This is a genomic window from Hyphomicrobiales bacterium (assembly GCA_030688605.1).
Lineage (GTDB): Bacteria > Pseudomonadota > Alphaproteobacteria > Rhizobiales > NORP267 > JAUYJB01.
On sequence record JAUYJB010000015.1, the window covers coordinates 43,794 to 54,850 of the forward strand.

The window sequence follows — 11,057 nt, forward strand, 5'->3', positions numbered from 1 at the left end:
ATTTGGCGGCCTATATTCTCAGGCGCTTGCTGCTGATGATCCCGACCATCCTCGGGATCATGCTGGTCTCCTTCGCGCTGATCCAGTTCGCGCCCGGCGGCCCGGTCGAGCGGGTGATCGCCCAACTCACCGGCACCGACGTGGCGGCGACCGCGCGCTTTGCCGGCAGCGAGGGCGGCGACGTGGGCGGCGCCGGCGCACGGGCGGGCGCGCCCGGCGGCGCCGGCGAGAGCGTGACCTCGAAATATAGAGGCGCCCAGGGGCTCGACCCGGAATTCATCAAGAGCCTCGAGAAGCAGTTCGGCTTCGACAAGCCGGCCCATGAGCGCTTCGCGCTGATGATGTGGAACTATATCCGGTTCGATTTCGGCGAGAGCTATTTCCGCGACATCTCGGTGCTGTCGCTGATCGCCGAGAAGCTGCCGGTGTCGATCTCGCTCGGCCTGTGGATGGTGTTCATCTCCTACGGCATCTCGATCCCGCTCGGCATCGCCAAGGCGGTGCGCGATGGATCGCGCTTCGACATGTGGACCTCCGCCGTGGTCGTCGTCGGCTACGCCATTCCGGGCTTCCTGTTTGCGGTGCTGCTGATCGTGCTGTTCGCCGGCGGCAGCTATCTCGACTGGTTCCCGCTGCGCGGCCTCGTCTCCGACAATTTCAGCGAGCTTGCCTGGTGGCAGAAGGTACCCGACTATTTCTGGCACCTCACGCTGCCGATCATCTCCATGGCGCTCGGCGCCTTCGCCACGACCACGTTGCTGACCAAGAACTCGTTCCTCGACGAGATCAAGAAGCAATATGTGATGACCGCCCGCGCCAAGGGACTGGCCGAGCGCGAGGTGCTCTACGGCCACGTCTTCCGCAACGCCATGCTTATCGTCATCGCCGGCTTTCCGGGCGCCTTCATCGCCGCCTTCTTCGCCGGCTCGCTCCTAATCGAGACGATCTTCTCGCTCGACGGGCTCGGGCTCTTATCGTTCGAATCGATCGTCAACCGCGACTATCCGGTGGTCTTCGCCAACCTGTTCATCTTTTCACTGATGGGCCTTGCCATCAATCTCATCAGCGATCTCACCTATACCTGGATCGATCCGCGCATCGATTTCGAGCGCCGGGAGGTGTGAGCGATGACGCGGGTCCTGGAAAAGCCGGATCTGGCCAAGCAGGCGACGCTGCAGCCGCCGCGCCGGTCGCTGTTTTCGCTGTCGCCGATCAATCAGCGCCGCTGGAACAATTTCAACTCCAACAAGCGCGGCTACTGGTCGCTGTGGATCTTCCTCATCCTGTTCGTGACGAGCCTGTTCGCCGAATTCATCGCCAACGACAAGCCGCTTCTGATCAAGTTCGAGGGCGAATATTATACCCCCGTGCTCGACGCCTATCCGGAGACCGCCTTCGGCGGCGAGTTCCAGACCGAGGCCGACTATCGCGACCCGTTCGTCCAGGATCTGATCGCCGAGAAAGGCGGCTGGATCCTGTGGCCGCCGATCCGCTACTCCTACGACACCATCAATCTCGACCTGCCGGTGCCGGCGCCGGCGCCGCCTTCGGCGGAGAACTGGCTCGGCACCGACGACCAGGGCCGCGATGTCACCGCCCGGCTGATCTACGGCTTTCGCATCTCGGTCCTGTTCGGCCTGGTCCTGACCATCATCTCCTCGATCGTCGGCGTCGTCGCCGGCGCCGTGCAGGGCTATTTCGGCGGCTGGACCGACCTCCTTTTCCAACGCTTCATCGAGGTGTGGACGGCGATCCCCGCGCTCTACCTGCTCATCATCATCGCCTCGGTGGTCGAGCCGAGCTTCTGGATCCTGCTCGGAATCCTGCTTCTGTTCTCCTGGGTGGCGCTGGTCGGCGTGGTGCGGGCGGAGTTCCTGCGCGGCCGCAATTTCGAATATATCGCCGCGGCCCGCGCGCTCGGCCGCTCCAATATCACGATCATGTTCAAGCACCTGTTGCCCAACGCCATGGTCGCGACCCTGACCTTCATGCCGTTCATCCTCAACGGCTCGATCACCACACTCACCTCGCTCGATTTCCTCGGCTTCGGCCTGCCGCCGGGTTCGCCCTCGCTCGGCGAGCTGTTGGCCCAGGGCAAGAACAATCTGCAGGCGCCGTGGCTCGGGATTACCGGCTTTTTCGTCATCGCCGTCATGCTGAGCCTCCTGATCTTCGTCGGCGAGGCGGTGCGCGATGCCTTCGACCCGCGAAAGATCTTCCGATGAGCAGCGCAGCCAAGTCCAAGAGCCACGAGACACTGCTTCAGGTGCGCGACCTGTCGGTGCTGTTCCACTCGGCCGGCCGCAAGACGCTCGCCGTCGACAAGGTGTCCTTCGACATCAAGCGCGGCGAGACCGTGGGCCTCGTCGGCGAATCCGGTTCCGGCAAGTCGGTCACCGCCCTTTCGGTGATGCAGCTGCTGCCCTATCCGGCGGCCGAACATCCGTCCGGTTCGATCCTGTTCAAGGGCCAGGAGCTGATGGGCGCCAGCGAGCGCACCATGCGCGAGGTGCGCGGCAACGACATCACCATGATCTTTCAGGAGCCGATGACCTCGCTCAACCCGCTGCACTCGGTCGAGCGGCAGGTCGGCGAGATCCTGAAATTGCACCGCGGCATGAGCGATCAGGCCGCCCGCGCGCGGGTCCTGGAGCTACTCAACCAGGTCGGAATCCAGGAGCCGGAACGGCGGCTCGAAAGCTACCCGCACCAGCTTTCCGGCGGCCAGCGCCAGCGGGTGATGATCGCCATGGCGCTCGCCAACGAGCCGGACCTCTTGATCGCCGACGAGCCGACCACCGCTCTCGACGTCACGGTGCAGGCGCAGATCCTCAAGCTCTTGAAGGAACTGCAGCGCGACCTCGGCATGTCGATGCTGCTGATCACCCACGATCTCGGCATCGTCCGCAAGGTCGCCGAGCGGGTCTGCGTCATGACCCAGGGCAAGATCGTCGAGCAAGGAGACACGGGGAAGGTGTATCAGCGCCCGCGGCACGCCTATACCAAGCATCTGCTCGCCGCCGAGCCGAGGGGCAAGCCGCCGCCGGCCGATCCCACCGCACCGGTGGTCATGGCGGCCGACGATTTGAAGGTCTGGTTCCCGATCAAGCGCGGGTTCCTGCGCCGCACCGTCGGTTACATCAAGGCGGTCGATGGCATCGACGTCACCGTGCGCCAAGGCCAAACGCTGGGCGTCGTCGGCGAATCCGGTTCCGGCAAGACGACGCTCGGGCTTGCCATGCTGCGGCTGATCTCGAGCGAGGGCCGGATCGCCTATCTCGGCAAACCGATCGAGAAATATTCCTTCCGCGACATGCGCCCGCTGCGCAAGGAGATGCAGATCGTCTTCCAAGACCCCTACGGCTCGCTCAGCCCGCGGCTTTCGATCGCCCAGATCGTCGGCGAGGGGCTCATCGTCCAGGGCCACGGCCTCAGCTACGAAGAGCGGCGCGAGCGGGTCTCCCGCGCGCTCGAGGAGGTCGGCATCGATCCGGCGACCATGGACCGCTATCCGCACGAGTTCTCCGGCGGACAGCGCCAGCGCATCGCCGTCGCCCGGACCATGGTGCTGGAGCCGCGCTTCGTCATGCTCGACGAGCCGACGAGCGCGCTCGACATGAGCGTCCAGGCGCAGATCGTCGACCTTTTGCGCGAGCTGCAGCGCCGGCACAATCTCGCCTACATGTTCATCAGCCACGATCTGAAGGTGATCCGCGCGCTCTCCAACGAGGTCGTCGTCATGCGCCACGGCAAGACGGTCGAGCAGGGGCCGTCCATTGAGGTCTTCGAGCACCCGAAGAGCGACTATACCAAGGCGCTGATCGCCGCCGCATTCGAGATCGAGACGGCGCCCGAGGGCGTGGTCTCGCAATAGAACGGTTGCCGGCGTTGAGCATCCTTATTGCGGTTACGGGGTGGGAGCCGGAGACCTGGGCCAGGCATCTTGCGGCACGGATGCCGGGGCGCGACATCCGCAGCTTCCCCGACCTCGGAAAGGCCGCCGACATCGCCTACGCCCTGGTCTGGAAGCCGGAGCCGGGGCTGTTGAAATCGCTGCCCAATCTGAAGATCGTCTTCTCGCTCGGCGCCGGAGTCGATCACATCCCGCTCCGCGACGCCGATCTGCCGGACGTTCCGATCGTGCGCATCGTTGACCCGGACCTCACCATGCGCATGGGTGAATATGTCGTTCTGCACGTGCTGCTGCATCATCGCCGGCATCTCGACTATCAGGACTTGCAGCGCCAAAGGCGCTGGAAGGCGCTGCACCAGCCGCCGGCCTCGGCGGTCAAGGTCGGCGTCATGGGGCTCGGCGAGCTGGGTCGCGACGCGGCACGCAAACTTTCAGGGCTCGGCTTCGATGTCGCCGGCTGGAGCCGGACACAGAAGACACTGAAGGGCATCGCCTGTTTCGCCGGGCAAGCGGAGCTCGATGGCTTTCTCGCCCGCACCGACATTCTCGTCTGCCTATTGCCCTTGACCCGAGAGACACGGGGCATTCTGAACCGCGCCCTGTTCGCCAGGCTGCGCCGCGACGGGCCGCTGGGCGGTGTCGTTCTGATCAATGCGGGACGCGGCGAGTTGCAGGTCGGCGCCGACATATTGGCGGCGCTTGACGCCGGCGAATTGAAGGCGGCGAGCCTCGACGTATTCGAGACCGAACCGCTGCCCGAGAACAGCCCATTCTGGCGCCACCCGCGGGTGGTGGTGACGCCCCATGTCGCCGCGTTCAGCGACCCGCAGGTACTGACGCGCAATGTCGCTGATCAGATCGAGGCGTTCGAGGCGGGAAAGCCGCTGCAAAACCTGGTCGATTCCAAACGCGGATATTGAGGTCCCGGCAGTGGAACTCCGTTCATGCAGCCGCGTTGACAGCCACACCAATCAAGGAGTTCGTGTGATGCGCGGAATATTGCTATGGCTGCTCGGCATTCCGATCCCGGTCATCATCCTGCTCTACCTGTTCGACGTTTTTTAGAGCCCGCACGACCAGGCGCTTGACGGCGGCGATCTCAAGCCCGACATCGGCGATCCTCCGGCGCGCCGCGTCAAAGGCCTCACGTACCACCATCATGTGATGGGCGCTGGCGTGCAGCAATGTCTTGCCGTCGGTCATGATCGCCACATGGCCGGGCCAAAAGACGAGGTCGCCGCGGCGCAACCCTTTCGCAGGGTTAGACAGGGGCAGCGGGGTTCCCAGCCGCGCTTCCTGCATGTCGCCGTCGCGGGGACAGGCAAGGCCGGCGGCGTTGAGCGGAATTTGTACCAGCGCCGAGCAGTCGAGGCCGAGACCGGTCTTGCCGCCCCAGAGATAGGGCGCGCCGAGAAAATGTTCGGCGACGGTCACAAAATCGCTTTCCGGCGCGTCAATTGCGGCGAGATGCCCGGCGTAAAAATGGCCGCCGCTGGCAAGACGCGCAAAGCCGCCTTCGACGCCAACGACCGCAACTTGCGCATTCATCGGCAGGGCGGCGATGGGCGGCGCCTTGATATTGGCAGTTGGATAGACGTGGCTGCGCAAGACGCTGACCCGGTGCGTCGGCTCATAGAGCAACTCGCCGAGGGCTGCGGCCGGCACATAGCCGACATAGCCGTCGCCGGAAAGCTGCACCCAGGCCCAGCCCTCGTGCTCGTCGAATACCCGCGCCGTCTCGCCGAACAGCATTTCCGTGTCGATCGGCTGGTCCTCGCCCGGCGCCCGCCTGAGCCAGGCGGCAGAGGCGGTGACCTGACGCAGCGCACCCTCGGCATAGCGCGGCGCCTCGACCACGCCCTTCAGGCTGCTCGCGGCAAGATCGGCCCGATAGGCATTGAGGCGCGGATCGGGCGCTGTCACGCCGGCAACGCCCTTGCGTTCCGCGACAGCACATCGCCGAGACTTTCGAGATAGAGCGCACCGCCAACGGTGCGCTGGACCAGCACGTTGCGGCGGTCGGCATTGTCGCGGCGCCGCGCCACCAGGCCGAGCCCGGCCATGGTGTCGAGCGCGCGGGTGATGACCGGCTTGGCGACGCCGAGCTTGGCGGCAAGCCCGCGCACCGTGTGCGGCGGCGGGTCGAGATAGACGGCGAGCAGAATGGCGAGTTGACGCAGGGTCAGGTCCGGCTTGTCGTCGTGCACCAGCGCGAAGTTGACGTCGTGCAGGAGCCTGAGCGCCTGGAACGATGAGAGCTCGAGGGCCATCTCCTTGCTTCCAAGAACTCGTTTCGGATGCGTATCATTCTAAGCTCTTTCTTGCTGGCGCGAAAGCCAAGGGGTCAGCGCGCAAAGCGCTCCTTGAACAGGGCGTAAAGCGCGCGGATGGCCTGCGCCTCGCCGCCCTCGGGCCGGGCCGGGCGGGCTTTCGGCGTCCAGGCGTAGATATCCAGATGCAGCCAAGAGCGCGCGCGCTCGACGAAGCGCTTCAGGAACAGCGCGGCGGTGATCGAGCCGGCGAAGGCGTTCTTGGTGATGTGATTGACGTCGGCGATCTCGGAGTCGAGCTCTCCGGCATAGGCGGGCCACAGCGGCATGCGCCACAATGGATCGTTGGTCTCGGTCGCTAGGCGCGCAAGGTCGGCGGCAAGTCCGTCATCGTCGGTGTAGAAGGGCGGCAGGTCGGGGCCGAGCGCGACCCTGGCCGCACCGGTCAGGGTCGCCAAATCGATCAGCAGGTCCGGGGCCGACTCGTCGGCGAGCGCCAGCGCGTCGGCGAGGATCAGCCGGCCTTCCGCGTCGGTATTGCCGATTTCCACGGTGATCCCCTTGCGGCTGCGATAGACGTCGCCGGGACGGAAGGCATCGCCGGAAAGGACGTTGTCGACCGCCGGCACCAGCACGCGCAGCCGCACCGGCAGACCGGCGTCCATGACCATGCGGGCAAGCGCCAGCGCATTGGCCGCCCCGCCCATATCCTTTTTCATCAGCGCCATGCCGGTCGCCGTCTTGAGGTCGAGCCCGCCAGAGTCGAAGCACACGCCCTTGCCGACCAACGTCACCTTGGGGTGCTTCCGGTCCCCCCAGTTAAGGTCGATGAGCCGCGGCACACGCGTACTCGCCTGGCCGACCGCGCGGATCAGCGTGAATCCGCGTTCGTCGAGCTTGGCGCCGGCGGTGACCGCGACATGCGCCCGATACTGCTTGGCGAGCTCGCGCGCGGCCTGTTCCAGCTCGGCCGGCCCGAGATCGTTGGCCGGCGTGTTGATCAGGTCGCGGGCCAAGAACACGCTCTCGGCAATGCGCGTGACATCCGTGCCGTCGACCCCGGCGGGAAGCTTCAGGTGTACCTCGCGCGCGTCCGTTTTGCGGTAGCGGCCGAAGGCATAGGTGCCGAGCACCCAGGCCAGCGCCGCAAGATCGCCACGCTCCGGCGCAGGGGCGAAGCGGTAGCGCCCGGCCGGCAGCGCCTTGGGCAGAGTGCCGTAGATGAAGGGGTCGGCCGCGCCGCCTGCGTCGCCGAGGCCGAACAGCACTTTGGCAAGGCGGCCGTCGGGGGCCGGCACCAGCGCGATCTCGCCCGGCGAGGCGGCAAACCCGTTGACGCGCGCCCATTGGGCTGCCGCCGCATCGAGCCGGTCGAGCGCTTCGGCCAATTGCCGCTTGGCCACGGGAACGATCGCCGCCGTCGCGGCACGGCTGGTGGAAGAAAGCAATGCGTGGTGCACGGGCAACGGTCCTTGGGTAAGCGGTGAATGACGCAAGATTATGGTTAATCATTTATTGACGGATGGGCTAGCATGGTCAGCGGTACGAAAAGCGGGCTTTCCCCGCTTTGACATTTTGGAGGCCGACATGCCCCTATCGGAGGCCCATCGGTGGCGGGGCCGCAGGCGCCGGCTTGTGGCGGTGGCATCCGTGACGCTGGCGCTCATCATGGCCGGCTGCGCCTCAAAGAACCAAATGGCCGAGAGCGACTTCAGCGGGTCGCTGCCGGATGCCAGCGCCGGCCCGGAGCAGTTGCAGAGCGCCACCGACTATTGGTCGAAGAAATTCGCCCAGAACCCCGCCGACAAGAGCGCCGCCATCAACCTGTCGCGGATGCTGCGGGCGCAGGGCAAGGCGCCCCAGGCGGTCCTCGCCATGCGCCAGGTGGAGGTCCAATATCCACGCGACCGCGAGGTGCTCGCCGAGCTCGGCAAGGGGCTCGCCGAGGCCGGCCGCCACGAGGACGCCGAGCAAGCCCTGGTGACGGCGCTGGCGGCGGGGGAGCCTGATTGGCAGCTGTTGTCGGCGCACGGCGCCGTGCTCGACCAGTTGCGCCAGCACAAGAAGGCGCGCGAGGAGTATGCCCGGGCGCTTGCCCTGGTACAGAACGAGCCGTCGGTCTTGAACAATCTCGGCCTGTCCTACGCGCTCGACCGCAACCTGCCCAAGGCCGAAGAGGTGTTGCGCAAGGCGGCCGAGCAGCCGCAAGCAAGCCGCGAGGTCGCCGAAAACCTCGCCCTTATCCTCGGCCTGCAGGGAAAATTCGACGACGCCGAACAGGTTGCGCGCGCGGCCCTGCCGGAGGCCACCGTGTCGAGCAACACGACCTATCTGAAGCAATTGCTCAGCCAGCCGAAGAACTGGGCCAAGCTGCAGGAGCTGGAAGCCAGGAACAAGACGGAAAAGAGCCGCTAGAGCGGTTCCTGGTTATAGGGAACCGCTCCAGATCCAACCGGGGCGGCCGGGAACCGCTTCAGAGCGTCCCCTTCATCTGAACGTCTCCATCATGCGGATGGCGGCAGGGCCGAGAATGACGACAAACAGGACCGGTAGGAAGAACAGAATCATCGGCACGGTCAGCTTCGGCGGCAGGCCGGCCGCCTTCTTTTCCGCCGCCTGCATGCGCATGTCGCGATTCTCCTGCGCCATGACGCGCAACGCCTGGCCCAAGGGCGTGCCGTAGCGCTCGGCCTGGATCAAGGTCGTCGCCACCGCTTTGATGCCGGAAAGGCCGGTGCGCTTGCCGAAATTCTCATAGGCCTGGCGGCGGTCTTGAATATAGGACAGTTCGGCGGTCGTCAGCATCAGCTCCTCGGCGAGCTCGATGCATTGCGTGCCGATTTCATCGGCCACCCTGGCGAACGCGGCTTCGATCGACATGCCGGACTCAACGCAGATAAGCAGCAGATCAAGCGCATCGGGAAACGCGCGCGAGAGCAACAGTTGACGTTTCTGGATGCGATTGACGATGAACAAGTTGGGCAGGAAATATCCCAGATATCCGCCGCCCGTCGCGATCAGCAGCCGCACCAGCGGCGGCCGGTTGAAGTCGTTGACGAGGAAAAGATAGAACAGCGCCGCCAGGAACAGGATCAGCGGCATAACCAGGCGGAAGAACAGGAACGTGACCAGCGGCGCCTGACCGCGCAGGCCGGCCATGCGCAGCTTCTCGCGCAGGTCTTCCGCCTCGAACAGCCTTTGCAGATTGAACTGCTCGACGATGATCTTCATGAAGCTTTTCGGCGAGCGGCGCAAACTGGGACGCGCGGCTTCTTCGAACATCCGGGCGCGCTCCTTCTTGCGCATCGCCACGCGCTCCGAGGCCACCGCTCTCATGCGCGCGTGCAACCTGTCGCCCTGCAACATCGGTAGCGCCAAGGTGAGGATGGTGGCGAACACGGCAATTCCGACGAAGCCGATGAAAAGCAGCTCGGGCTGATACAGAAGCTTAAGTTCCTCGAAAAACCGAACGATCGAAGTCATGGCGCCGGCACCGTCAGAAATCGAAGTTGATCATCTTGCGCATCACCATCACGCCGGAGGTCATCCAGAACGCCGAGGCGGCCAGCATGACCTGGCCGATTTGGGTTTGCCAGAGCAGCGAGATGTAGCCCGGGGTGGTGACGTAAACCAGGACCATGACGGCGATCGGCAGGGCGGCGATGATCGCCGCCGAGGCCTTGGCCTCCTGGCTCATCGCCTGGATCTTGCCCTTGAGTCGCTTGCGGTCGCGCAGCACCTTCGACAGGTTGCCGAGCGCTTCGGCTAGGTTGCCGCCGGATTGCGACTGGATGGTGATGACGATGTGCAGGAAATTGACCTCGGGCAGCGGCACCCGCTCATTTAAGCGCCCCAGCGCTTCGCCGATCGGAAGCCCGAACGCCTGGGCTTCGATCACTTCGCGGAATTCCGAGCGCACCGGTTCGGCGGACTCCGCCGCGATGGTGCGCAGCGTGTCGTTGATCGGCAGACCGGCCTTGACGCCGCGCACGACGATGTCGATGGCGTTGGGGAAGTCTTCCAGGAACTTGTTCTGGCGCCGCTTGCGCATGAATGACAGGAACCAGCGCGGCAGGCCGAAGCCGGCGACGAAGGCGACGGCGACGGGCAGCAGCAAACCGCCGGCCACCAAGATTAGGCCTAGGGCCACGACCAGGCCCAGCGCCAAGCCTGCGAGGTAGAAGCTGCGGACCTTGAACGTGAAGCCGGCCTGCGCGATCGATTGCTTGACGGTGAGCCGTTTCTTCAGGTTTTTGCGCTTGCCTTCAATCTCCTTGAGAGTCTCCTGAACCAGCTTCCTCCGGCTTGCGCTGTCCGCCCCTTTGCCGCGCTGGACCTGCACGTCCGCGTGGCCGGAGACACTGCGTACCCGCTTGGTCGCGCGCCGCTCCCCGGACAGAAACGGCGCGGCGAAAACATAGGTGATGCCGCCGACCGCAAGCGCGATCAAAGCGACAAGGATGTATTGAAGGGCGGACTGATCAATCACGCCTGCCTCCACCGTCTATGTCCATCACCTCCGCGGAGTCCAGAGCCGCGGCGAGGTTCTTCTCCTCGTTGAAGTACCGCGCCCGCTCCCAGAACGCCGGCCGGGCGATGCCGGTCGAGCGGTGACGGCCGATGAGATGGGCATTCTCGTCCTCGCCCAGAATGTCGTAGACGAAGATATCCTGCATCGTGATCACGTCGCCCTGCAGCCCGATCACTTCCGAGATGTGGGTGATCCGCCGGTTGCCGTCGCGCAGACGCTCCACCTGTATGACCACGTCGACGGAGGAGACGATCATTTCCCGAATGGTCCTTGACGGCAGGGAATAGCCGCCCATGGTGATCATGCCTTCCAGACGCGACATGGCCTCGCGCGGCGAGTTGGC

11 protein-coding genes are annotated in these 11,057 nt (G+C 65.0%); 5 read left to right on the forward strand and 6 right to left on the reverse strand.

Going from position 1 to position 11,057, the window contains the following annotated elements; translation table 11 throughout:
• Positions 1 to 2: 2 nt before the first annotated feature.
• The 4 genes from Q8P46_02155 to Q8P46_02170 are packed head-to-tail and all read left to right on the forward strand — an operon-like array spanning position 3 to position 4,833.
• Positions 3 to 1,124 (forward strand): microcin C ABC transporter permease YejB, encoded by a 1,122-nt coding sequence (locus tag Q8P46_02155; protein MDP2618975.1) that lies wholly within the window; start codon positions 3 to 5, stop codon positions 1,122 to 1,124.
• Positions 1,125 to 1,127: 3 nt separating this feature from the next.
• On the forward strand, positions 1,128 to 2,225 hold the full coding sequence (locus Q8P46_02160) for an ABC transporter permease (protein ID MDP2618976.1): 1,098 nt from the start codon (positions 1,128 to 1,130) through the stop codon (positions 2,223 to 2,225).
• Entirely contained in the window at positions 2,222 to 3,874 is a 1,653-nt protein-coding gene (locus tag Q8P46_02165; GenBank protein MDP2618977.1) for an ABC transporter ATP-binding protein, read from the forward strand. Before Q8P46_02160 ends, Q8P46_02165 begins: the two co-directional genes overlap by 4 nt.
• Before the next feature lie 14 nt (positions 3,875 to 3,888).
• Positions 3,889 to 4,833 carry a glyoxylate/hydroxypyruvate reductase A gene (locus Q8P46_02170; GenBank protein ID MDP2618978.1) on the forward strand — a complete coding sequence of 315 codons (945 nt, stop codon included), beginning with the start codon at positions 3,889 to 3,891 and terminating at the stop codon, positions 4,831 to 4,833.
• A gap of 82 nt (positions 4,834 to 4,915) precedes the next feature.
• On the opposite strand, the gene Q8P46_02175 is transcribed toward Q8P46_02170, so the two are convergent.
• The 3 genes from Q8P46_02175 to Q8P46_02185 form a co-directional block, all read right to left on the reverse strand.
• Positions 4,916 to 5,836 (reverse strand): NlpC/P60 family protein, encoded by a 921-nt coding sequence (locus Q8P46_02175; GenBank protein MDP2618979.1) that lies wholly within the window; start codon positions 5,834 to 5,836, stop codon positions 4,916 to 4,918.
• Positions 5,833 to 6,183, reverse strand: coding sequence for a helix-turn-helix domain-containing protein (locus Q8P46_02180; GenBank protein MDP2618980.1), 351 nt, complete (start codon positions 6,181 to 6,183; stop codon positions 5,833 to 5,835). Before Q8P46_02180 ends, Q8P46_02175 begins: the two co-directional genes overlap by 4 nt.
• Before the next feature lie 74 nt (positions 6,184 to 6,257).
• Positions 6,258 to 7,586 carry a leucyl aminopeptidase family protein gene (locus Q8P46_02185; protein ID MDP2618981.1) on the reverse strand — a complete coding sequence of 443 codons (1,329 nt, stop codon included), beginning with the start codon at positions 7,584 to 7,586 and terminating at the stop codon, positions 6,258 to 6,260.
• Between the two features lie 232 nt (positions 7,587 to 7,818).
• On the opposite strand from Q8P46_02185, the gene Q8P46_02190 reads away from it, so the two are divergent.
• Positions 7,819 to 8,598, forward strand: coding sequence for a pilus assembly protein TadD (locus tag Q8P46_02190; GenBank protein ID MDP2618982.1), 780 nt, complete (start codon positions 7,819 to 7,821; stop codon positions 8,596 to 8,598).
• A 72-nt stretch (positions 8,599 to 8,670) separates the two neighbouring features.
• Here the strand turns inward: Q8P46_02190 and Q8P46_02195 are convergent, their stop codons facing one another.
• The 3 genes from Q8P46_02195 to Q8P46_02205 form a co-directional block, all read right to left on the reverse strand.
• The gene (locus Q8P46_02195) at positions 8,671 to 9,666 is read right to left on the reverse strand and encodes a type II secretion system F family protein (protein MDP2618983.1); all 996 of its coding nucleotides are present in this window, start codon (positions 9,664 to 9,666) and stop codon (positions 8,671 to 8,673) included.
• Between the two features lie 13 nt (positions 9,667 to 9,679).
• Positions 9,680 to 10,672, reverse strand: a complete 993-nt coding sequence (locus Q8P46_02200; GenBank protein MDP2618984.1) for a type II secretion system F family protein — start codon at positions 10,670 to 10,672, stop codon at positions 9,680 to 9,682.
• A partial coding sequence (locus Q8P46_02205; GenBank protein ID MDP2618985.1) for a CpaF family protein occupies positions 10,665 to 11,057 on the reverse strand: 393 nt, incomplete at its 5' end. The genes Q8P46_02200 and Q8P46_02205, both read right to left, overlap by 8 nt.

Excerpts from the sequence above, each read along its gene's own strand:
- Q8P46_02160 (MDP2618976.1), top strand. The coding sequence starts at position 1,128 with ATGACGCGGGTCCTGGAAAAGCCGGATCTGGCCAAGCAGGCGACGCTG.
- Q8P46_02165 (MDP2618977.1), top strand. The coding sequence starts at position 2,222 with ATGAGCAGCGCAGCCAAGTCCAAGAGCCACGAGACACTGCTTCAGGTG.
- Q8P46_02180 (MDP2618980.1), bottom strand. The coding sequence starts at position 6,183 with ATGGCCCTCGAGCTCTCATCGTTCCAGGCGCTCAGGCTCCTGCACGAC.
- Q8P46_02195 (MDP2618983.1), bottom strand. The coding sequence starts at position 9,666 with ATGACTTCGATCGTTCGGTTTTTCGAGGAACTTAAGCTTCTGTATCAG.